The sequence below is a fragment of the Rhodophyticola sp. SM2404 genome (assembly GCF_053570515.1).
Window position 1 is genome coordinate 125,077 of record NZ_JBSEDL010000001.1, and the last position, 22,239, is coordinate 147,315.

Here is a 22,239-nt window from a genome sequence, read left to right on the forward strand (position 1 = left end):
CGCGCGGGACTTAAATCATCTCGGGTGCACCCATGACGGATCAAAGCTCCAACGACCTGTTCCACGCCTCCAGCTTTATGCAGGGCCATAACGCGGAATATCTTGAGCAACTCTATGCACGCTATGCCGAAGACCCGAATGCGGTCGATGAGCAGTGGCGGGATTTCTTCGCGGCCTTGGGTGATACACCCCAAGACGCCAAAGCCGAAGCGGCGGGGCCAACATGGTCGCGCACCGACTGGCCGCCCCAGCCTGCCGATGAGATGACCTCTGCCCTGACGGGTGAATGGGCCGAGGCGAAAGCCGAAGTAAAAGGCGCCGAGACCAAAATCCGCGCACAAGCGGCCGAGAAGGGCGTTGAGCTGACCGATCAGCAAATCCAGCGCGCTGTGCTCGATTCCATCCGTGCGCTGATGATCATTCGTGCCTATCGTATTCGTGGCCATCTTGTGGCCGACCTTGACCCGCTCGGCCTGAGCGCCCAAACCCCGCATCCCGAGCTTGATCCGAAATCCTACGGCTTCACCGATGCCGATATGGATCGCCCGATTTTCATCGATAATGTGCTTGGTCTGCAAATGGCCTCGATGCGGCAGATTGTTGATATCGTGAAGCGCACCTATTGCGGCACTTTTGCGCTGCAATATATGCATATCTCCGACCCTGAGCAGGCAAGCTGGCTCAAGGAGCGGATCGAGGGCTATGGCAAGGAAATCGCCTTTACCCGCGAAGGTCGTAAGGCGATCCTGAATAAATTGGTCGAGGCGGAAGGCTTCGAGAAATTCCTGCATGTGAAATATATGGGAACCAAGCGTTTCGGCCTTGATGGTGGTGAAGCGCTGATCCCCGCGATGGAACAGATCATCAAACGCGGCGGTGCGCTTGGTGTGAAAGAGATCATCATCGGCATGCCGCATCGTGGCCGTCTTAGCGTCTTGGCCAATGTGATGAGCAAACCCTACCGCGCGATCTTCAATGAATTCCAAGGTGGCTCATTCAAGCCCGAGGATGTCGACGGATCGGGCGATGTGAAATACCATCTGGGCGCCTCGAGCGACCGCACCTTTGATGACAATACCGTCCACCTGTCTTTGACTGCGAACCCAAGCCATCTCGAGGCTGTGAACCCAGTTGTTCTGGGCAAGGTGCGCGCAAAGCAGGACCAGCTTGGCGATAAGGAACGCCAGCAGGTTATGGGTGTGCTCTTGCATGGTGATGCGGCATTCGCGGGCCAAGGCGTTGTGGCCGAGGGGCTTGGCCTGTCGGGCCTGCGCGGCCACCGCACAGGCGGCACGATCCATATCATCGTAAACAACCAGATCGGCTTTACGACGGCGCCGCATTTCAGCCGCTCCTCGCCATATCCAACGGATATCGCCTTGATGGTTGAAGCACCGATTTTCCACGTGAATGGCGATGACCCCGAAGCGGTGGTTCATGCTGCACGCGTTGCGACCGAGTTCCGCCAGAAATTCGGCAAAGACGTTGTTCTGGATATCTTCTGCTACCGCCGCTTTGGTCACAATGAGGGCGATGAGCCCATGTTCACCAATCCGGTCATGTATAAGCGGATCAAGAAGCAGAAAACCACGCTGCAACTGTATACCGAGCGCTTGGTCAAAGACGGTCTTATCCCCGAGGGCGAGATCGAGGATATGAAGGCCGCGTTCCAGTCGCATCTCAACGAAGAGTTTGAGGCAGGCAAGGAATACAAACCCAATAAGGCCGATTGGCTGGATGGGCGCTGGTCGCATCTCAACCGTGAGGGCGAGGAATACCAGCGTGGTGAAACCGCCATCAAGCCCGAGACCATGGCAGAGGTCGGACGCGCGCTGAGCACTGCACCTGAAGGGTATAACCTCCATAAGACCGTTACGCGCTTGCTTGAGACAAAGCGCAAGATGTTCGACACGGGCGAGGGCTTTGATTGGGCCACGGCCGAGGCTTTGGCCTTTGGCTCGCTGGCAACCGAGGGCTATCCCGTGCGGCTTGCCGGTCAGGATTCAACCCGCGGCACATTCAGCCAGCGTCATTCGGGCTTGATCGATCAAGACACGGAAGAGCGTTACTACCCTATCAATAATGTTCGCGAGGGGCAGGCAAAATACGAGGTCATCGACTCGATGCTTTCGGAATATGCCGTGCTCGGGTTTGAATATGGTTATTCGCTGGCCGAGCCGAACGCGCTGGTCATGTGGGAAGCGCAATTCGGCGATTTCGCCAATGGCGCGCAAATCATGTTCGACCAGTTCATTTCCTCAGGCGAAAGCAAATGGTTGCGGATGTCGGGCCTTGTGATGCTGCTGCCGCATGGTTTTGAAGGCCAAGGGCCTGAGCACTCTTCGGCACGGCTTGAGCGTTTCTTGCAGATGTGTGGTCAGGACAACTGGATCGTTGCAAATTGCACGACGCCCGCGAATTACTTCCATATTCTGCGCCGCCAGATCCACCGCACATTCCGCAAGCCTTTGGTGTTGATGACACCGAAATCCTTGCTGCGTCACAAGCTGGCCGTGTCCAAGGCGGAGGAGTTCACCACGGGGTCGTCCTTCCACCGTGTTCTCTGGGATGATGCGCAATATGGCCATTCCGAAACCAAGCTGGTGGCGGATGATAAGATCAAGCGCGTAGTGATCTGCTCGGGCAAGGTCTATTACGACCTTCTCGAGGAACGTGATGCCCGCGGGATTGATGACATATATCTGATGCGTCTTGAGCAATTCTATCCTTTCCCCGCCATGGCGTTGATGAAGGAAATGGAACGGTTCAAGCAGGCCGAGGTTGTCTGGTGTCAGGAAGAACCCAAGAACCAAGGTGGTTGGTCCTTTGTCGAACCCAATATTGAATGGGTTCAGACCCGTATTGGCGCCACCCATAAACGCCCTGCTTATGTGGGTCGTGTGGCGTCTGCCTCTCCTGCCACTGGCTTGGCATCAATGCACAAAGCACAACAAAGCGCGCTCGTGAACGACGCGTTGACGATTAAAGGATAAGAGAAAATGTCGATTGAAGTGCGCGTGCCCACATTGGGCGAGAGTGTAACCGAAGCGACGGTTGCGACATGGTTCAAACAGCCCGGCGATGCGGTTGCTGTGGATGAAATGCTATGCGAGCTGGAAACCGATAAAGTCACGGTTGAAGTGCCTTCCCCTGCTGCTGGCACCTTGGGGGAGATCGTGGCCCAAGAGGGTGAGACAGTCGGCGTTGACGCGCTTTTGGCAACTTTGAGCGAAGGTGGCGCTGCTACTGCCGCTCCTGCCAAGGCAGCACCTGCCAAAGCGGATGCAGCGCCCGCTGCTGCAGCGGCCGCTGACGCCAAATCGGTTGATGTGATGGTGCCAACACTTGGCGAATCCGTGACCGAAGCAACAGTGTCGACATGGTTCAAACAGGTCGGTGATAGCGTCACGCAAGACGAGATGCTCTGCGAGTTGGAAACGGATAAGGTCTCGGTCGAAGTTCCATCGCCTGCAACGGGTGTTTTGACTGAAATCGTAGCGGCTGAGGGCAGCACGGTTGATGCAAGCGCGAAGCTGGCGGTGATTGCTGGCGGTGCTGCTGGTGCTGCTGCGCCAAAGGCCGAGGCGGCAGCGCCTGCTGCTGCACAGGCTGCCGCTCCTGCGGCTGGCGGACGTGACGTTGAGGATGCGCCTTCGGCCAAGAAGCTGATGGCGGAAAAAGGGTTGAGCGCAGATCAAGTTCAAGGCTCGGGCAAGGATGGTCGGATCATGAAAGAAGATGTGATGAAAGCGATGGCGGCACCCGCGGCGGCAGCTGCGCCTGCAGCGGCACCCCGTGCCCCTGTTGCCGCCGAGGACGCCTCGCGCGAGGAACGCGTGAAGATGACGCGTCTGCGCCAGACAATCGCCAAGCGCCTCAAGGATAGCCAGAACACAGCAGCAATGCTGACCACCTATAACGAGGTCGATATGACCGAGGTGATGGCGCTGCGCAAAGAGTACAAAGACCTCTTCGAGAAGAAGCATGGTGTGAAACTGGGCTTTATGTCCTTCTTCACCAAGGCCTGCGTCCATGCGCTGCGCGAAGTGCCTGAGGTCAATGCCGAGATTGATGGCACTGATATCGTCTACAAGAACTTCGTCCATATGGGTATTGCGGCGGGCACGCCGACTGGCCTTGTGGTGCCAGTCATCCGTGATGCAGATGCCTTGTCCTTTGCTGATATCGAGAAAGCCATTGCTGAGAAGGGCAAACGCGCCCGTGACGGCAAGCTGTCCATGGCTGAAATGCAGGGCGGCACATTCACCATCTCGAATGGCGGTGTCTATGGCTCGCTCATGTCCTCGCCGATTTTGAACCCGCCACAATCGGGTATCCTTGGCATGCATAAAATTCAGGACCGCCCAATGGCGATCAATGGTCAGGTTGTGATCCGCCCGATGATGTATCTGGCGCTGTCCTATGACCACCGGATCGTTGATGGCAAAGGCGCTGTGACCTTCCTCGTTCGTGTTAAGGAAGCTTTGGAAGACCCACGGCGCTTGCTGATGGATCTGTAATCCAGAGAGCTACCCCAACCAATAAAAACCCCGTCTGGCGCAAGCTTGGCGGGGTTTTCTTATGTATGGATCAATAACCCGCTTTGCGGTCGACCAGATGCAAGAAATCCTCGCCGGCCTCACCACGCCTGATGTTTTCGACAATCACCTTTGAGGCCGTGCCCGTCCGAGTTGCCGAGGCGATATGCGGGGTCACGGTCACATTGGGATGGGACCAATAGGGGTGATCTGCGGGCAAAGGCTCGGTCCGGAACACATCCAAGGTGGCATGGCCGATCTGCCCCGATGTGAGCGCGGCCAGCAAGGCCTCGTCCTCAATCAAGGGCCCACGGCCCGGGTTGATGATAACGGCCCCTTTGGGCATTTGGGCAAGGCGCTTTGCGTCCAAAGTATTCTCGGTTGCAGGGGTTTTGGGCAAAAGCAGCACGGTGATTTCGGCTTTGGCCAAGATGTCATCAAGCCCGTCCGCCCCATGATAGCTTGTAACGCCGTCAATCATCTTGGGGCTGCGGGACCAGCCCGAGACGTTGAAATTCAACGCAACCAAGGCTTTGGCGCAGGCCTCACCCAATTCGCCAAGACCCAAGATCGCAACATGGCGGTCACGGGCAAGGGGCGGGACGCTCTCAGAGCGCCAGATGCCGTCTTGTCCAAGGATATGAGTGTCCATCCCCAGATGATGGCGCAGGACATGGCCCGTTACCCATTCCACCATGCCTTCGGTCAAACCACTATCGACCATCCTTGCAAGGGGGGCTGACAGCGTGGGGTTCCCCACAACATCCTCAACCCCAGCCCAAAGGTTCAGAACGGCTTTGAGGCGGGTGAAAGGGGCGAAATCTGTCAGGCCTGAATTAGGCGCATAGACAATGTAGTCGACGGTTTCAGGTGCGGCTTCAGTGGTCAGATGGGCATGCCCCAGATCGGCCGCCTCAAGAGCAGCGCGCAGCGGCGCTTCATATTCTGTCCAGCGTTCAGCCTTTGCAGCAAAGAGGATGATAGGGCGGGACGACATGGGCGGCTCCTTGAGGTTACATAAACGAGGGCTAGCAGAGCGGTCGCCCTTGCAAAAGGGGGGGTCAGCGGGGGCGGTGGATATGGGCCGATTGGACCAGACCGAAAGCCGCCAACAGCACCAGCATCGCCGAGCCGCCGTAAGAGACCAAGGGCAGGGGCACACCCACCACAGGCGCAAGCCCCATGACCATCGCCATATTGACCGCAAAATAGAGAAAGAAACTAACCGCGATGCCAAGCGTCAGAAGCGAGGCATAGCGATCCTTGGTTTGAAGGGCTGTCGAGATACTGAAAGCCAAAATCAGGAGGTAGAGCACAAGTAGCGAGACCGCCCCGACAAACCCGAATTCCTCGGCCAAGGTTGTGAAGATAAAGTCTGTATGTTTCTCGGGCAGAAAGTTCAGGCGGCTTTGCGTGCCTTCCATAAAGCCGCGCCCCGTCAGCCCGCCCGAGCCAAGCGCGATCTGGCTTTGGCTGATGTGATAGCCTGCACCAAGCGGATCTTGGCTTGGATCAAGAAAGGTGTCGATCCGCCGATACTGATAATCCTGCAGAAGCTGCCACGGCGTCCCGCGGGATGTGAACACAGCAGCAACCGTGCCGACGCCTGCGGCGATAACAGCACCGAAATAGGCCCAATGAACGCCGGCTACAAACATGACCGCACCACCACCCAAAAACAGCAAGAGAGCCGTGCCGAGGTCGGGCTGGCGCAGCGTCAGAAAGACGGGCAAGGCAATGATCAGCAGAGGGAGCAACACAAAGAGCGGGTGGGATTTCTTTTTGACATCCAGCCAGTCGTAATAGGAGGCCATCAGCATCACGAGGGTGATCTTGGTCAATTCCGAAGGCTGAAGGCGCATGAAGCCTAGATCAATCCAGCGTTGTGCGCCCATACCGACTGTTCCAAAGAATTCCACATAGAGCAGCAACAAAATTGAAAAGGCATAGGCCAGCGCCGATACGTTTCGCCAGAAATAAATCGGCACCATCGCAACGATGAACATGATCGCCATTCCAATGCCGAAGCGTTGCAATTGCGGCTCTACCCATGGCGACATGGAGCCGCCTGCCACGGAATAAAGCATCATGAAGCCAACGCCCGACACCGCGCAGAGCAACAGGATCAAGGCCCAATTCATATAGAGGACCTTGGTGATCCCCCGCGGCATGGTCTTCAGGCTGTATTCCAGAAAACTCATGCGCGGCTGCTTCCGCTGCTGGGTCCCTCAGGGACAGGTTCAACCGGGCGCAGCTCCATATTGTCGATCATGTCTTGGTAGCTTTGGCGCTGGTTGCTTGGGTAGAGTTCTGCAGGAGGAATATCCCCGACCTGTGCGCGAAGCAGCAAATCACGCGCGATTGGCGCGGCAGCCGTTGACCCGCCGCCACCATGCTCGACAATCACCGAACAGGCATATCGCGGGTTGTCATAAGGCGCATAGCCCACAAAAAGCGCGTGGTCGCGCCGTTCCCATGGCAAGTCTTCGTTGCGGGTTACACCGCGTGCGCGTTCGGCGGCTGTGATGTTGCGCACCTGAGAGGTGCCCGTTTTGCCCGCAATCGTATATTCCGCGCTGGGCACACGACTGCCAAAGGCTGTACCGCGTCCGCTATTGTTCACGCGGTACATGCCTTCGCGGATCAGGTCGAAATGGGCAGGGTTGAGGCCCATATCCTCACCACCCTCGATGGGTTGTTCAACGCCATCAATGGCGCGAATGATCCTTGGGGTGATGGTGCGGCCTGTCGCAATACGCGCGGTCATCACCGCCAGATGCAGGGGTGAGGAGAGAACAAAGCCCTGCCCGATGGAGGCATTGAGCGTGTCGCCCACCACCCAAGACGCATCACGGTTTTCGCGTTTCCACGCCATGGTTGGCGCAAGGCCCGTGGCGATGCCGGATAATGGCAAATCATGCCGCACGCCGCAGCCAAACCGAACAGCCATTGCGGAGATGGCCTCGATCCCTGTGCGTTGTGCCAGCTCATAGTAATAGCAGTCACAAGATTGCTCGATGCTTGTGAGCAAATTCACCGCGCCATGCCCGCTGCGACGCCAGCAATGGAAGCGCCGTTCGGCCACTTCAACAAAGCCTGTGCAAGGAATGGTTTCCTCAGGCGTGATGACGCCCGCTTCAAGGGCTGCAAGCGCCACGACCATTTTGTATGTGGAGCCCGGTGGATAGAGGCCCTGCGTCGCTTTATTCGCCAATGGGCGGTAGATATCTTCGTTCAAACCGTTCCATGCGGTCGTTGATATCCCGCGCACAAAGAGGTTCGGGTCATATGTGGGGGCAGAGGCCAGCGACAGGATATCCCCATTCTGGACATCCATAATTATAGCGCCCGCGCTTTCACCAGCTAGACGGGCCTCGGAATAGTTTTGCAGCGCCGCATCGATGGTCAGCTGCAAATCGGCCCCTGAAATTGGCTCGATCCGATCCAACTCTCGCATTGTTCTGCCCGCGGCATTCACCTCGACGCGTTTGGTACCTGCGCGACCGCGCAAGGCTCTCTCCATGCGGGCCTCGATATTGGAGCGCCCAACTTGGAAATCGGGGATTTGCAGGACAGGGTCGGTGTCGCCAGTGGTGTCGAGATAGTAATCTGAGACGGGGCCGACATAGCCGATAACATGGGCAAAATCGGTATCTCGCGGGTAGACGCGGCTCAGACCCATTTCAGGCGTAATGCCTGGCAAGGCAGGTGCGTTGACAGCCACTGCGGACAACTCATCCCATGTCAGCCTGTCAGCGATGGTCACGGGTACGAAAGGCGGGCGGGCCATCATTTCTTCACGGGCGCGATCCAGCCGCTCCAGATCAAGATTGACGGTCTGGGATAGCCGCGACAGGACAAGATCAACATCGCCTGCATCTTCGCGCACCATGGTGATGCGGTAATTCTGTTCATTATCGGCCAGCAGCACCCCATTGCGATCATATATCTGACCACGGGCAGGGGGAAGAAGCCTGATATTGATGCGGTTTTCTTCGGCCAAAAGGCGGAAGTCATCAGCACGCTCAACCTGAAGATAGCGCATCCTGCCCCCCAGCACGATGCCGGTGGTTGCCATCAAGCCCCCCACGAAGAGCGCACGCCGAGAGATCGTCTTGGCGCTGTCCTCCAGATCTTTGGGGTTTTGCTTCATGTGGGTTTGCTCTCGGTTTCTGTCGGGCGCAATTTACGCAATCCCAAGCCATATTTCGAGAGGGCAACAACCACAGGGTATATCCCCACGGTCACAATCCCATGAGCGAGCGAAATTCCAAGCCTGTCGGTCTCGGCGAAAAGGACAAATAGCGCGATCCTGTTCATCAAGATCAGGGCGAAGACGGCCACTGCAAACAGGCCCCATTCCACGAGGAAGGGAAACTCGGTCATCTGCGCCCGCTTACGCCTGAGACCTTCCGAGACCAGCAGAACCAACAGGGTCCAGAGACCAGGGGGGCGCTGCAACAAAAAGTCAGCAAGCAAAAACACAATCACAATAGATAGAACAGGCACTGCTGAGGGCTGACGCAAAAGCCATGCAAGGGTCACGGCAAGCAGAATGTCAGGAGAAGGCAAGCGTCCCTGATCAAGTGTAATGGGCAGGATTTTTGCTGTGATGATGAGAAGGCAAAGGCCAAGAAAAAGCGCCCGATAGGTCCATAGATGTTGGCTGGACTTCGTGATCATTCTTCCAACTCACCCGTTTCCACGATGTCCTCAGGCGCGCTTAAGCTTGGCTCTGGCGGCCATGGCGGGCCGATCAGCGAGCCTGGATCAGTGACTTCATTGCTTTGATAACTGCGCATCACCCGCAAGAAATTCAGCCGCGAAAGATCAGCCGAGAGGCGCGCGCGAACGCGGCGGTCGGGGGTGATGGCGACCTGACCAATCAACAAACCGGGTGGAAACAACCCGCCATCGCCCGAGGTCACAATCCTGTCGCCTGCCGAGATATCTTCGGGTGTTTCAAGAAATTCCATCACGGGCGCGAGGGTATTATCGCCCATCAAGATGGCCTGCTGGCCCGAGGGCTGCACAGTCACCGGCACACGGCTGTTGGAATCCGTGAGCAGCAAAACCCGCGATGTGCGCGCGCCCACGCCTGAGATGCGCCCAACAACACCAAGCCCGTCCATCGTGGCCCAACCATCGAGAATGCCATCACGCTCTCCGACATTCAGGAGGACCGAGCGGCGGAAAGGAGAGCCTGAATCAGCCAGAACAATTCCTGTGATAAAGGTCAGCTCAGGGTCGAGTTGAACGCGGTTGAGGTCCAGCAATCGGGCGTTTTCCTGCTCCAATTGGATGGCGGCCTCACGCCAAGCCCGCATTTGCTGCAATTCACGGCGAAGCTGGTCGTTTTGTTCATAGAGACGCGCATAGGATTGGAAATCATCAATCATGCGTCCCGCACTTGTCACCGGTGCCATGGCCCATTCCATATTGGGCACAAAACGATCGAGGATTGCGGCGCGGATACGCTCAACCCGCGCATTATCGATGCGCCATAGAAGGACCAGTAGAATAAGACATAGGGCAAGAACGCCGACCATCAGACGTCTGACGGGGCGGGCAAGGCTTTGATCGCTGCGTTCCCGTGCCATTCACACCCTTGCGTTGAAGCTGGACCGCTGACGCGGCCCATTGAGATCAGCTGTCGTAATCGATCGCGTGGCGCAGCAGTTTTTCATGCTCCAGCGCCTTGCCTGTGCCAAGTGCCACACAATTGAGGCTCTCGTCAGCGACGGAAATGCTCAGGCCAGTTTGCTCGCGCAGGGCAAGGTCCAACTCACCCAGCAAAGCGCCGCCGCCTGTCAGCATAACGCCGCGATCCACGATATCTGCTGCAAGATCGGGTGGGGTAGCTTCAAGCGCGCTCATCACCGCTTCGCAAATCTGCTGCACGGGTTCGGCGAGCGCTTCTGCGACTTGCGCCTGATTGATTTCTGTTTCCTTGGGCACACCATTGAGCAGGTCACGGCCACGGATCATCATCGAGCTGCCGCGCCCGTCATCGGGCATACGGGCTGTGCCGATTGTGGTCTTGATCCGTTCAGCCGTGGCTTCGCCGATCAGCAGGTTATGCTGGCGACGAAGATAGGAGATAATCGCCTCATCCATGCGGTCACCACCCACGCGCACCGAACGTGCATAAACGATATCAGCCAAAGACAGGATCGCCACCTCGGTCGTACCACCACCGATATCGACAACCATGCTGCCCGTTGGGTCAGTAATGGGCATGCCCGCGCCGATCGCCGCTGCAATCGGTTCGGCAATCAAACCCGCCTTGCGCGCGCCAGCCGAGAGAACCGACTGACGGATCGCCCGCTTTTCAACGGGGGTCGCACCATGGGGCACACAGACAATGATTTTTGGCTTGGTAAAGGTGGTGCGTTTATGGACCTTGCGGATGAAGTGTTTGATCATTTCCTCAGCAACGTCGAAATCCGCGATCACACCATCGCGCATCGGGCGGATGGCCTGAATGGAGCCGGGTGTACGACCCAGCATCAATTTCGCATCTTCGCCAAAGGCCAAAGCCTTTTTCACACCATCTTTGACCTGGTATGCAACAACCGAAGGTTCATTCAGCACGACACCTTTGCCACGCACATAAACAAGCGTGTTCGCGGTACCGAGGTCGATCGCCATATCAGCGGAAAAAAGGCTGCCAAATCCCAAGGCCATACGTGTTGGCTCCTACTACATTCATTAGAGGGCGCACCAAGACTCGAGACACCCAAACCGGCCCGCATATAGGCAGGCGTATCCCCTAAGGTAAAGGGCGTTGGCGCGGGCTACCAGCGTAATATTGCTTGGAAATACCACAAAAGCGTCGGGGCCCTAGGCGGCCCCGACGCTTCATTTGCTTAGCCCGCATCCTTATAGGACACTTCCTTGGCATCTGATCCCGCTTTTTCGCGGCGCAGGATCAGTCGGTTGAGCGCGTTGATATAGGCCTTCACGCTGGCCACGACCGTATCGGTATCGGCCGATTGGCCCGTTGCAATGCGGCCCTCTTCTTCCATGCGGACCGAAACCGTGGCTTGGGCATCCGTGCCTTCGGTCACAGCATTCACTTGGTAGAGTTGAAGGCGCGCATCATGCTTGAACAAGGCTTTGACGGCGTTGAAAGCCGCGTCCACGGGGCCATCACCTTGCGCGGTCACCTGATGCTCCTTCTCGCCGATGCGTAGGGTCAGATCGGCTGATTGGGGTGCTTCGGTGCCGCAAATGACGCGAAGGAATTTCAACTCCAGATGATCCGAGGCATCGCCAGCACCGGCATCGGTGACCAAGGCGATCAAATCATCGTCAAAGACTTCCTTCTTGCGATCCGCCAGAGCTTTGAAGCGCACAAACAGGTCATTGAGTTGGTTGTCGATCATGTCATGGCCCAATTCCTTGAGCTTGGCACGCAAAGCTGCCCGCCCCGAATGTTTGCCCAAAGGCAGCGATGTGCCTGACAGACCCACATCTTCGGGGCGCATGATCTCGAATGTATCGGCTGATTTCAGCATGCCATCCTGATGGATGCCAGATTCATGCGCAAAGGCATTCTTGCCGACAATCGCCTTGTTGAATTGAACCGCAAAGCCCGACACGGTCGAAACACGGCGCGAGATATGCATGATTTTGGTCGTGTCGATGCCCGTATGGAACGGCATGATGTCATTGCGCGTCTTGAGCGCCATCACGACCTCTTCCAGCGCGGTATTGCCCGCGCGCTCGCCAAGACCATTGATGGTGCATTCGATCTGGCGTGCGCCACCTTCAACGGCGGCCAAGGCATTCGCGGTCGCCATGCCAAGGTCATTATGGCAATGAGTGGCGAAGATCACATCATCAGCACCCGGAACCTCGGCGATCAACCGCGCGATCAAAGCAGCACTTTCACGCGGTGCGGTATAGCCCACTGTATCGGGGATATTGATGGTGGTGGCACCTGCCTTGATGGCAATTTCCACAACGCGGCGCAGGTAATCCCATTCTGTTCGCGTTGCATCCATGGGCGACCACTGAATGTTGTCACACAGGTTGCGCGCATGGGTGACGGTGTCATGGATACGCTCGGCCATTTCATCCATGCTCAGGTTCGGGATGGCGCGGTGCTGGGGTGAGGTTCCGATAAAGGTATGAATGCGCGGGCTTTTCGCGAGCTTCACAGCTTCCCAACAGCGGTCGATATCTTTGTAATTGGCGCGCGCGAGGCCGCAGATGGTCGAGTTTTGGGATTGCTGTGCAATCGCCGAGACGGCTGCGAAATCGCCTTCCGAGGCAATCGGGAAGCCCGCTTCGATGATATCGACACCCATCTCATCGAGCAGCGCGGCGATCTCGAGCTTTTCGTCATGGCTCATGGTTGCGCCGGGGGATTGCTCGCCATCGCGCAGGGTTGTGTCGAAAATCAACACTTTGTTCTTGTTGGTCATAGGTTTGATCCTTGGTCTTAGCCGTGAAGGTCTGAGGTGATTTTCGGCGCTACTTCCTCCCCTGAGCGGTCGCGCCGAATGGCACGCTCAGAGGCGGCTAAGAAGCAGTAGTGCGCGCAGGCCAAGAGCCGCCTGAAGGGCGGTAAGGGTCGTGATATGGCGTTGCGTCATCATGGGCGCGAATATTGCGCAAGGTATGCTGTTTGAAAACCCCCTTTTTGCACAGGCGCTTTCACGGGCGTTGACGCGGCGCAAATCGCTGCTAGCTGGCTCGTGATGACACAACGAGCATTGATCATCGGCGCCTCAGGCGGAATCGGGCGCGCCTTGGTGGCGCATTATGAAGCACTGGGTTGGGAGGTTGTCGGCCTGTCGCGATCTGGCACGGGGCTGGATGTGACGGATGAAGACAACCTGCAAAGGGCTTTTGATGCAATAGAGGGCGCGTTCGATCTGATCATGGTGGCAACGGGTGCTTTAGAAATCGATGGCGCGGCCCCTGAAAAGGCGCTCAAGCAGATCACGGCTAAGGCAATGATGGACCAGTTTGCTTTAAACGCCGTCGGGCCTGCGCTCTGCCTCAAGCATGGCGCGCGCTTGCTGGCAAAGGATAGGCGCGCGGTATTTGCGGTTCTGTCTGCGCGCGTGGGGTCCATTGGGGATAATCGTATGGGGGGGTGGCATTCCTACCGCGCGGCGAAGGCAGCGGTGAACCAGATCGTGCATGGGGGAGCGATCGAATTGGCGCGTTCGCATAAGCAAGCCATTGTGGTGGCCCTGCATCCAGGCACGGTAAAAACCGCCTTTACCCAGAAATATCTTGGCCGCCACCCCGCCGTTGAGCCCGCCGAGGCCGCAGCGCATCTGGCGAATGTCATGGAGGGTTTGACGCCCGCGCAATCGGGCCAATTCTTTGATTGGGCGGGAAAGGTGGTACCGTGGTGACGCGCCTTGTCCTGATCTTGGGGGATCAATTATCCCAGCAGATAAGCGCGCTGCGTGAAGCAGACAAATCGAGCGATATCGTTGTGATGGCCGAGGTGGCCGATGAGGCTTCTTATGTGCCGCATCACCCCAAAAAGATCGCCTTCCTTTTCGCCGCCATGCGCAAATTCGCCAAAAGGCTGGAAGAGGCTGGGTGGCAGGTTCGATACACAAAGCTGGATGATAAGGGCAATAGTGGCTCGATCACTGGCGAGCTGCTGCGTGCGGCTGAGGCGAGCGGTGCATCGGAGGTGCTGGCCACTGAGCCGGGAGAATGGCGGGTGATCTCGGCATTGGAGGATTGCCCGATCCCTGTTCATCAATTCCCCGATGATCGGTTCTTATGCTCGCATAAGGAGTTTGAGGATTGGGCCGAGGGCCGCAAAGAATTGCGGATGGAGTTTTTCTACCGCGAGATGCGGCGCAAAACGGGGCTCTTGATGGAGGAGGGGAAGCCTGCAGGTGGAAAGTGGAACTTTGACCATGACAACCGCAAACCTGCCCCTGACGAGATCGGTTTTGATGGCCCTTTGCAGTTTGAACCAGATGAGGTTGTGCAAGAGGTGCTTGATCTGGTCGAGGCGCGGTTCGGCCAGAATTTCGGCACCTTGCGTCCATTCTGGTTCGGCACGGATCGCGACCAAGTCTTGAAAGCTCTGGATCATTTCATTCGCTTGGCACTCCCGCGATTTGGTGATTTTCAAGATGCAATGCTGCGCGATAACCGCTTTCTCTACCATTCGGTGATTTCGATGTATCTTAATGCGGGTCTGCTGACGTGGCAGGAGGTCTGCGAGGCGGCCGCGCAGGCATTGGAAAACGACCATGCCCCGATCAATGCGGTCGAGGGGTTTATTCGGCAGGTTATCGGGTGGCGCGAATATATGCGCGGCATCTATTTCCGTGAGGGGCCTGACTATATCAAGCGCAACACCCTGTCCCATGACAAACCTTTGCCCGCATTCTACTGGACGGCCGAGACGGATATGCTGTGTATCTCAAAAGCCGTGGAGCAAACCCGCGACGAGGCCTATGCGCACCATATCCAGCGCCTCATGGTCACGGGCAATTTCGGGCTTTTGGCGGGGGTTGATCCGTTTCAACTGCATGAATGGTATCTGGCGGTTTATGCGGATGCCTATGAATGGGTCGAGGCCCCGAATGTCATCGGGATGAGTCAGTTTGCAGATGGCGGGATTGTAGGCTCCAAACCCTATGTCTCGGGCGGCAACTACATCAAGAAAATGTCGGATTACTGCGGATCCTGTGCCTATGAGGTGGCCGAGAAGACGGGCGAGAGGGCCTGCCCTTTCAACTACCTTTACTGGAATTTTCTGGACCGCCATCGCGACAGGTTCGAAAAGAACCCGCGCATGGCCCAGATGTACCGCACATGGGACCGTATCGATTCCGATAAGCGCGCTGAATATTTGCAATCGGCAGCGCAGTTTCTGGACCGTTTGGATAAAGCCGAACGCGTTTAGGGTTTTGTTTTTCGGTCCAATGCGCCGCATCTGATTTGGCCGCTGGACCATCGGAGGTCCAGAACGGCTAGGGCGATATGGACAATTCGGGCATGCTATGAAAAACGAAGCGCTTGAGATTTGGAGATCCGGACCATGACCGTCACCCGCTTTGCCCCATCGCCGACAGGTTTTATCCATGTCGGCAATCTGCGTACTGCCTTGTTCAACTATCTGATCGCGAAAAAGGCGGGGGGGCAATTTATCCTGCGTCTTGATGATACGGATCAGGAGCGCTCCAAGCAGGAATATGCGGATGCCATTCAGGAAGACCTCGAATGGTTGGGGATAACATGGGACAGGATTGAGCGCCAATCGACACGGCTTGACCGTTACGCCGCGGCAGCCGATGAGCTGCGCGAAAAGGGCCGCTTTTACGAGGCCTTCGAGACACCGACCGAGTTGGACCTGAAGCGGAAAAAGCAGCTCAATATGGGGCAGCCACCTGTTTATGACAGGGCCGCGCTCAAGCTGACAGATGCGGAAAAAGACGCGCTGCGCGCTGAGCGTGGTCAAGGTGTGTGGCGTTTCCTGCTCGATCAGGAGCGGATTGAATGGGAAGATGGCATTCTGGGGTCGATCTCGATTGATGCGGCCAGTGTCTCGGACCCTGTATTGATCCGCGCAGACGGGCAGGTGCTCTATACCATCGCCTCGGTTGTGGATGACACAGATATGGGGATCACCCATGTGGTGCGTGGCTCGGACCATGTGACCAATACCGCGACGCAAATCCAGATCATGGAAGCGCTCGGGTTTTCCGCGCCTTCCTTCGCGCATCATTCGCTTTTGACAGGCCCGCAAGGCGAAGCACTGTCCAAGCGGCTTGGCACGCTGTCCTTGCGCGATCTGCGCGAGGCGGGCGTTCAGCCTGCCGCACTGCTGAGCCATATGGCGCGGATCGGATCATCGCAGCCTATTGAGCTTGTGGGTTCGGTTGATGAATTGGCCGAAGGGTTTGATCTGTCGCATTTCGGCTCGGCGCCGACAAAATTTGACGTGGATGACCTTTACCCCCTGACAGGGCGCTATCTCGGGTCGCTTCCGCTTGAGGCGGTTGCCGAGCAGGTCTCGGCCTTGGGGGTTCCGCAGGAGTTGGCGGCGACATTTTGGAATGTGACACGCGAGAACATCACCACCTTGAACGACTTGCCGGATTGGTGGGCCTTGTTTCGTGACGGAGCGAAACCTTTGGTGGCGGAAGAAGACCAAGCTTTTGTTGCGCAAGCATTTGATATGTTGCCCGAGCCACCCTTTAATGCCGAGACTTGGGGCGCATGGACCACTGCGGTGAAAGAGGCGACAGGCCGCAAGGGCAAGGGTTTGTTCATGCCTTTGCGCAAAGCTGTGACGGGCTTGGAGCGCGGGCCCGAAATGGCTGATGTAATGGTGCTTTTGCAAAAGAAGCCGAGCTTGTGAAGACAGCCGCCTCCGGCGGAAGTATTTTTGAAGCAAAGATAGGATCAGGCGCGGATATACTCCGCGCCGATTTCTTTTAAGCGGTCATCAATGAAGCCCGTCTCGGTGGTGCTCAGGATTTGGTGGCGTGGGTAGAGCGGCGCGCTGCGGTCATTGAGGATCGGGCAGTCCCAGCCTGTTGTCGTCTCGAAAAAGCGCATGGCGCCATCTTGGCCGAATTCTTTGAGATAGCCTTGCACGACGACATCGAGATAGCTGAGAAGGATGGGATGCGGATCTGAATTCTCGACCTCGAGATCGGGGCGGGTTTGGTAGATTTGGACATTTAGAGACCCGTCATGCTCATGGCTTATGTCTGTGACAGGCAGGCGGTGATAAGCGAATTCTCGTTCATCGAGCGCTGCCCAATCCGCACCGGGCACGGCTGCGATCAAGCCTTCGATCTCGCTCCCATGGGCTTCTACGGCGGTGAGAAACGCGCCCTTGCGCAGGCTTGTTTTCTTCCACGCCCGCCCCCAGCCGATGACGCGCGCGCGGGCGGCGTTTGGATAGGCATGGGTGGCACGGTTCACAAGACTGCCATATCCAAAGAAAAATGGCGATTGGTTCAAAATGCTCATGCCGCTAGGGATGGCCTATGGGTCGTTTTTGCACAAGGCCTCTTGTCGGGGCGGTTGGAATGGGTATGTTGTTGCAATCTGGATAGGGAGACGCTGGCATTTATGTCAGGGCCGAAGGAGCAACCGCCCCGGTAAACTCTCAGGCAAAAGGACCTGTCTGGATCAACAAACTCTGGAGAGAGGCGCGTTTATGCGTCCGCCGACGGGATAACGATCTCAGGCGAAAGGACAGAGGGGGCATCGCAAGGCTGCGATTTCGCGGCGCAACGATGCCGGGCCGTGCCCGTGCCAAACAGGTGACGAATGGCTGATTTGATCAACTTACCCCTCAAAGACCTCCATGCCGAAATGGGTGCTAAATTCGTGCCCTTCGCAGGCTATGAGATGCCTGTGCAATATGCGGCAGGTGTCATGAGTGAGCATCTTTGGACGCGCGAGAAGGCGGGTTTGTTTGATGTCAGCCATATGGGGCAGGTTTTGCTACCCTCGGATCAGGATGCTGCCTTGGAGGCCTTGGTGCCAGTCGATGTGCTTGGCCTTGCGGTTGGGCGGCAGCGTTATGGCTTGTTCACAACGGATAGTGGCGGCGTGATTGATGATCTGATGATCGCGCGGCGGGCCGAGGATTTGTTCTTGGTGGTGAATGCCTCGCGCAAGGCGGATGATCTTGCACATTTGCGCGCCCATTTGAGCGGTGTTGTAGAGGTTATGGATCGGGCGCTTTTGGCGCTTCAGGGGCCTTTGGCCGAGACCGCTTTGTCGCGTTTGCTGCCCGTGATAGCCGAGATGCGCTTTATGGATGTGCTCAGGGCCGATTGGGAAGGGGCGGAGCTGTGGGTTTCACGCTCGGGATATGCAGGCGAAGACGGGTTCGAGATATCGGTGCCTGCTGCCAGCGTAGATGCATTTGCGCGCGCGCTTTTGGCTATGGAAGAGGTTGCGCCCGTTGGACTTGGCGCGCGGGATTCGCTGCGTCTTGAGGCAGGCTTGCCGCTATATGGAAATGATTTGAGTGAAGAGATTTCGCCAATTGAGGCGGGGATGTCTTGGGCAATTTCCAAGGTCCGCCGCGCGGGCGAGGAGCGGGCTTTGGGTTATCCAGGGGCTGACAGGATCGAGGCAGAGCGCAGCACTGGCGCGGCACGCAAACGGATCGGCTTGGTGCCCGAGGGCCGTGCGCCGATGCGCGGTGGCGTGGCTTTGTTCGATGCAGAAAAAGACGGCAGTCAGATCGGTATTGTGACATCGGGTGGTTTCGGCCCCTCGGTTGGGCATCCGATTGCGATGGCTTTGGTTGACGCGGGCCTTGCACCTGAGGCCATTATTTATGGAGAGGTGCGCGGTAAGCGTCTGCCTGCCAAGCAGGTGCCGCTGCCCTTCCATAAAGCGACTTACAAACGATAACACTTCGAGGGAACTACGCTGATGAAATATACTGAAGAACATGAATGGCTGCTGGTGGATGGTGATCTGGTTATTGTGGGCATCACCGAACATGCTGCCACCCAGCTTGGGGATGTTGTTTTCGTGGAATTGCCTGAATTGGAGACGGCCGTTGCCAAGGGTGACGAGATCGTTGTGATCGAGTCGGTGAAGGCCGCGTCCGATATTCTGGCGCCAATCGATGGTGAGGTCGTCGCGGTTAATGACGCGCTGATCGACAACCCCAGCCTCGTCAATGATGACCCGACTGGCGAGGCTTGGTTCTTCAAGATCAAGCCCGTCGATATGGGTGTAATCGACGATTACATGACCGAGGATGAATACAAGGATCTCATCGGTGAATGAGTGAACGCCCCGCGCGCGACCTCGCGCGCGGGTATCTGTTTTTGGACCGTCTTGCCTGTTGTGACTTTTGCCAAAGGACCCCGCCCCATGCCATGGACCCCTGTCGATTATGACCCCACCGATTTCGGCAACCGCCGTCATATCGGACCATCGCCTGCTGAAATGGAGGCGATGCTCGAACGGGTTGGAGCGGCCGATCTGGACGACTTGATTGACCAGACGCTTCCGACCTCGATCAGACAGGCAGAACCCTTGGATTGGCCTGCCATGTCCGAGGCGGAACTGATCGCCCATATGCGTGAGATCGGGGGCAAGAATAAGGTCATGGTGAGCATGATCGGGCAGGGCTATTACAACACCCACACCCCTCCTGCGATCCAGCGCAATGTGCTGGAAAACCCTGCTTGGTACACTGCCTACACCCCCTATCAGCCCGAGATTGCACAAGGACGCCTTGAGGCCTTGCTGAACTTCCAAACGATGGTGGCGGATTTGACGGGGCTGGAGGTGGCCAATGCCTCGCTGCTGGATGAGGCGACAGCCTGCGCCGAGGCGATGGTGATGGCGCAGCGTGTGGCGAAATCGAAGGCGCGCGCTTTCTTCGTGGATGAAAACTGCCATCCGCAGAATATCGCGGTGATCAAGACGCGCGCGGCCCCTTTGGACATCGAGGTGATTGTCGGGGACCCTGCTGCCATGGAGGCGGATAAGGTCTTTGGCGCGGTCTTCCAATACCCTGGAACCTTTGGCGGCTTGAGCGACCCTTCGGCCCAGATTGCAACGCTCCATGAGGCCAAGGCGATCGGGATTGTCTGCACGGATCTGCTGGCTTTGACGCTGATCAAGGAGCCCGGTGCAATGGGGGCCGATATTGCCGTGGGCAGCGCGCAGCGTTTCGGTGTGCCGCTTGGCTATGGTGGCCCCCATGCGGCCTTCATATCCTGCAAGGATGCTTATAAGCGCAATCTTCCGGGGCGGCTTGTCGGGGTGTCGGTGGATGCGCATGGGCATCAAGCCTATAGGCTTTCGCTGCAAACCCGCGAGCAGCATATCCGCCGCGAAAAGGCGACTTCCAATGTCTGCACGGCGCAGGCGCTTTTGGCGGTGATGGCCTCGCTCTATGCTGTGTTTCATGGGCCGATGGGGCTGAAAGCCATTGCACAGCGCGTTCATTTGAACGCTGTGCGTTTGGCGGCCAGCCTTCAGGCGGGCGGCTTTACCCCCGAGAATGAGAGCTTTTTTGACACGATCACCGTGCATGTCGGCGATAAGCAATCTCGGATCATGGCGGCCGCCGTGGCACGCGGGATCAATCTGCGCGATGTCGGGCAGGACCGCATCGGTATATCCGTGGATGAGGTGACAACCGAGGCGCATCTTGAAGCGGTTTGCCGCGCTTTTGGCGTGCTGCTGGCGCGGCCGCAGATTTTGCCTGCCATCCCTGACGCGCTGCACCGCGACAGCGCTTATTTGAGCCATCCGATTTTCCACATGAACCGAGCTGAATCCGAGATGATGCGCTATATGCGGCGTCTGTCGGACCGTGATCTGGCGCTTGATCGTGCGATGATTCCGCTTGGCTCCTGCACGATGAAACTGAATGCCGCCGTGGAGATGATGCCGATCACTTGGCCGGAATTTGGAGCTTTGCACCCCTTCGCGCCTGCTGATCAGGCCGAGGGCTATGCCGAAATGCTCGAGGATTTATCGGCGAAGCTGTGTGAGATCACGGGCTATGACGCGATGTCGATGCAGCCAAATTCGGGCGCGCAGGGCGAATATGCGGGGCTTTTGACGATTGCGGCCTATCACAAGGCGCGCGGGGACGAAGAGCGTGATATTTGCCTTATTCCCGTGTCAGCGCATGGCACCAACCCTGCCTCGGCCCAGATGTGCGGGATGCAAGTGGTGGTGGTGAAAGCCGCCGAGAATGGCGACATCGATGTTGAGGATTTCCGCGAGAAAGCAGCGGCAGCAGGCGATCGGCTGGCCGCTTGCATGATCACCTATCCATCGACCCATGGCGTGTTCGAGCGCACGGTGCGTGAGGTTTGCGAGATCACCCATACCCATGGCGGGCAGGTGTATCTCGATGGGGCCAACCTTAATGCGATGGTGGGCCTGTCAAAACCCGGTGAGATTGGGGCCGATGTCAGCCACCTCAACTTGCATAAGACCTTCTGCATTCCACATGGCGGCGGAGGGCCGGGCATGGGGCCGATTGGTGTTAAGGCGCATCTTGCCCCCTATCTGCCTGGCCATCCCGAGATGGGCGGCGTGGAAGGCCCTGTTTCGGGTGCGCCGTTCGGGTCAGCCTCGATCCTGCCGATTTCCTATGCCTATATCCATCTGATGGGGGGCGAGGGGATTACGCAGGCCACCAAGGTCGCAATCCTGAATGCCAATTACATCGCGGCACGGCTGAGCGAGGCCTATCCGATCCTGTTCACAGGCAAGAGCGATCATGTCGCGCATGAATGTATTCTGGATTGCCGCGGCTTCTCGGAGGCGGGCGTTACCGTTGATGATATCGCCAAGCGCTTGATGGATAACGGGTTTCACGCACCAACCATGAGCTGGCCCGTTGCGGGCACCTTGATGGTTGAACCCACCGAATCCGAGACCCAAGCCGAGATTGACCGTTTTTGCGACGCGATGCTGGCGATCCGCGATGAAATCGCCGAGGTGGAAGCAGGCAAGATCACGGCCGAGCAAAGCCCGCTGCGGCATGCGCCCCATACCGTCGAAGACCTTGTGGGGGAATGGGACCGCGCCTATTCGCGCGAGCAAGGCTGCTTTCCCGAAGGCGCGTTCCGCGTTGATAAATATTGGCCACCCGTGAACCGCGTGGATAATGTTCATGGCGACAGGCACTTGATCTGCACCTGTCCACCCCTAGAGGAATACCTCGACGCGGCGGAGTAAGCCGAAGGGG

The 22,239-nt window shown here is 57.4% G+C and carries 16 protein-coding genes and 1 riboswitch; of the genes, 8 read left to right on the forward strand and 8 right to left on the reverse strand.

Annotation, left to right across the window (positions count from 1 at the left end; all coding sequences use genetic code 11):
• Positions 1 to 32 precede the first annotated feature (32 nt).
• Together ACTYEO_RS00630 and odhB are read left to right on the forward strand one after the other, a co-directional pair.
• Complete coding sequence (locus ACTYEO_RS00630; protein ID WP_449321778.1) at positions 33 to 2,993, forward strand: 2-oxoglutarate dehydrogenase E1 component; 2,961 nt, start codon at positions 33 to 35, stop codon at positions 2,991 to 2,993.
• Positions 2,994 to 2,999: 6 nt separating this feature from the next.
• Positions 3,000 to 4,520 carry a 2-oxoglutarate dehydrogenase complex dihydrolipoyllysine-residue succinyltransferase gene (gene odhB / locus ACTYEO_RS00635; protein ID WP_449321779.1) on the forward strand — a complete coding sequence of 507 codons (1,521 nt, stop codon included), beginning with the start codon at positions 3,000 to 3,002 and terminating at the stop codon, positions 4,518 to 4,520.
• Between the two features lie 70 nt (positions 4,521 to 4,590).
• On the opposite strand, the gene ACTYEO_RS00640 is transcribed toward odhB, so the two are convergent.
• From ACTYEO_RS00640 to ACTYEO_RS00670, 7 genes are all read right to left on the reverse strand, one after another.
• Entirely contained in the window at positions 4,591 to 5,535 is a 945-nt protein-coding gene (locus ACTYEO_RS00640; RefSeq protein ID WP_449321780.1) for a 2-hydroxyacid dehydrogenase, read from the reverse strand.
• 64 nt (positions 5,536 to 5,599) lie between these two features.
• Complete coding sequence (gene rodA, locus ACTYEO_RS00645) at positions 5,600 to 6,739, reverse strand: rod shape-determining protein RodA (RefSeq protein ID WP_449321781.1); 1,140 nt, start codon at positions 6,737 to 6,739, stop codon at positions 5,600 to 5,602.
• Positions 6,736 to 8,691: a penicillin-binding protein 2 gene (gene mrdA / locus ACTYEO_RS00650; RefSeq protein WP_449321782.1), complete on the reverse strand. Its 1,956-nt coding sequence runs from the start codon at positions 8,689 to 8,691 to the stop codon at positions 6,736 to 6,738. The genes rodA and mrdA overlap by 4 nt, the downstream gene beginning before the upstream one ends.
• Complete coding sequence (locus ACTYEO_RS00655) at positions 8,688 to 9,221, reverse strand: rod shape-determining protein MreD (protein WP_449321783.1); 534 nt, start codon at positions 9,219 to 9,221, stop codon at positions 8,688 to 8,690. The genes mrdA and ACTYEO_RS00655 overlap by 4 nt, the downstream gene beginning before the upstream one ends.
• Complete coding sequence (gene mreC / locus ACTYEO_RS00660) at positions 9,218 to 10,138, reverse strand: rod shape-determining protein MreC (protein WP_449321784.1); 921 nt, start codon at positions 10,136 to 10,138, stop codon at positions 9,218 to 9,220. Before mreC ends, ACTYEO_RS00655 begins: the two co-directional genes overlap by 4 nt.
• Positions 10,139 to 10,184: 46 nt before the next feature.
• Entirely contained in the window at positions 10,185 to 11,225 is a 1,041-nt protein-coding gene (locus ACTYEO_RS00665) for a rod shape-determining protein (RefSeq protein WP_449321785.1), read from the reverse strand.
• Positions 11,226 to 11,407: 182 nt separating this feature from the next.
• Positions 11,408 to 12,970 (reverse strand): 2-isopropylmalate synthase, encoded by a 1,563-nt coding sequence (locus ACTYEO_RS00670; protein WP_449321786.1) that lies wholly within the window; start codon positions 12,968 to 12,970, stop codon positions 11,408 to 11,410.
• Between the two features lie 276 nt (positions 12,971 to 13,246).
• Here ACTYEO_RS00670 and ACTYEO_RS00675 point away from each other — a divergent pair, with 276 nt between their 5' ends.
• The 3 genes from ACTYEO_RS00675 (at position 13,247) to gltX (ending at position 16,896) form a co-directional block, all read left to right on the forward strand.
• A complete protein-coding gene (locus ACTYEO_RS00675) occupies positions 13,247 to 13,915 on the forward strand; it encodes an SDR family NAD(P)-dependent oxidoreductase (RefSeq protein WP_449321787.1) in 669 nt (222 codons plus the stop codon).
• Complete coding sequence (locus ACTYEO_RS00680; protein ID WP_449321788.1) at positions 13,909 to 15,438, forward strand: cryptochrome/photolyase family protein; 1,530 nt, start codon at positions 13,909 to 13,911, stop codon at positions 15,436 to 15,438. Before ACTYEO_RS00675 ends, ACTYEO_RS00680 begins: the two co-directional genes overlap by 7 nt.
• 135 nt (positions 15,439 to 15,573) lie before the next feature.
• The gene (gene gltX, locus ACTYEO_RS00685) at positions 15,574 to 16,896 is read left to right on the forward strand and encodes a glutamate--tRNA ligase (RefSeq protein WP_449321789.1); all 1,323 of its coding nucleotides are present in this window, start codon (positions 15,574 to 15,576) and stop codon (positions 16,894 to 16,896) included.
• 44 nt (positions 16,897 to 16,940) lie between these two features.
• Here gltX and ACTYEO_RS00690 read toward each other — a convergent pair whose 3' ends face one another.
• A complete protein-coding gene (locus ACTYEO_RS00690) occupies positions 16,941 to 17,516 on the reverse strand; it encodes a gamma-glutamylcyclotransferase family protein (protein WP_449321790.1) in 576 nt (191 codons plus the stop codon).
• A gap of 74 nt (positions 17,517 to 17,590) precedes the next feature.
• Positions 17,591 to 17,681, forward strand: a riboswitch (glycine riboswitch).
• A gap of 138 nt (positions 17,682 to 17,819) precedes the next feature.
• Here ACTYEO_RS00690 and gcvT point away from each other — a divergent pair.
• From gcvT to gcvP, 3 genes are all read left to right on the forward strand, one after another.
• A complete protein-coding gene (gene gcvT / locus ACTYEO_RS00695) occupies positions 17,820 to 18,920 on the forward strand; it encodes a glycine cleavage system aminomethyltransferase GcvT (protein WP_449321791.1) in 1,101 nt (366 codons plus the stop codon).
• Between the two features lie 21 nt (positions 18,921 to 18,941).
• The gene (gcvH, locus tag ACTYEO_RS00700) at positions 18,942 to 19,304 is read left to right on the forward strand and encodes a glycine cleavage system protein GcvH (RefSeq protein WP_449321792.1); all 363 of its coding nucleotides are present in this window, start codon (positions 18,942 to 18,944) and stop codon (positions 19,302 to 19,304) included.
• A gap of 87 nt (positions 19,305 to 19,391) precedes the next feature.
• The gene (gene gcvP, locus ACTYEO_RS00705; RefSeq protein WP_449321793.1) at positions 19,392 to 22,229 is read left to right on the forward strand and encodes an aminomethyl-transferring glycine dehydrogenase; all 2,838 of its coding nucleotides are present in this window, start codon (positions 19,392 to 19,394) and stop codon (positions 22,227 to 22,229) included.
• Positions 22,230 to 22,239 lie beyond the last annotated feature (10 nt).

Excerpts from the sequence above, each read along its gene's own strand:
- ACTYEO_RS00630 (WP_449321778.1), top strand. The coding sequence starts at position 33 with ATGACGGATCAAAGCTCCAACGACCTGTTCCACGCCTCCAGCTTTATG.
- odhB (WP_449321779.1), top strand. The coding sequence starts at position 3,000 with ATGTCGATTGAAGTGCGCGTGCCCACATTGGGCGAGAGTGTAACCGAA.
- ACTYEO_RS00640 (WP_449321780.1), bottom strand. The coding sequence starts at position 5,535 with ATGTCGTCCCGCCCTATCATCCTCTTTGCTGCAAAGGCTGAACGCTGG.
- rodA (WP_449321781.1), bottom strand. The coding sequence starts at position 6,739 with ATGAGTTTTCTGGAATACAGCCTGAAGACCATGCCGCGGGGGATCACC.
- mrdA (WP_449321782.1), bottom strand. The coding sequence starts at position 8,691 with ATGAAGCAAAACCCCAAAGATCTGGAGGACAGCGCCAAGACGATCTCT.
- ACTYEO_RS00655 (WP_449321783.1), bottom strand. The coding sequence starts at position 9,221 with ATGATCACGAAGTCCAGCCAACATCTATGGACCTATCGGGCGCTTTTT.
- mreC (WP_449321784.1), bottom strand. The coding sequence starts at position 10,138 with ATGGCACGGGAACGCAGCGATCAAAGCCTTGCCCGCCCCGTCAGACGT.
- ACTYEO_RS00665 (WP_449321785.1), bottom strand. The coding sequence starts at position 11,225 with ATGGCCTTGGGATTTGGCAGCCTTTTTTCCGCTGATATGGCGATCGAC.
- ACTYEO_RS00670 (WP_449321786.1), bottom strand. The coding sequence starts at position 12,970 with ATGACCAACAAGAACAAAGTGTTGATTTTCGACACAACCCTGCGCGAT.
- ACTYEO_RS00675 (WP_449321787.1), top strand. The coding sequence starts at position 13,247 with ATGACACAACGAGCATTGATCATCGGCGCCTCAGGCGGAATCGGGCGC.
- gltX (WP_449321789.1), top strand. The coding sequence starts at position 15,574 with ATGACCGTCACCCGCTTTGCCCCATCGCCGACAGGTTTTATCCATGTC.
- ACTYEO_RS00690 (WP_449321790.1), bottom strand. The coding sequence starts at position 17,516 with ATGAGCATTTTGAACCAATCGCCATTTTTCTTTGGATATGGCAGTCTT.
- gcvT (WP_449321791.1), top strand. The coding sequence starts at position 17,820 with ATGGCTGATTTGATCAACTTACCCCTCAAAGACCTCCATGCCGAAATG.
- gcvH (WP_449321792.1), top strand. The coding sequence starts at position 18,942 with ATGAAATATACTGAAGAACATGAATGGCTGCTGGTGGATGGTGATCTG.
- gcvP (WP_449321793.1), top strand. The coding sequence starts at position 19,392 with ATGCCATGGACCCCTGTCGATTATGACCCCACCGATTTCGGCAACCGC.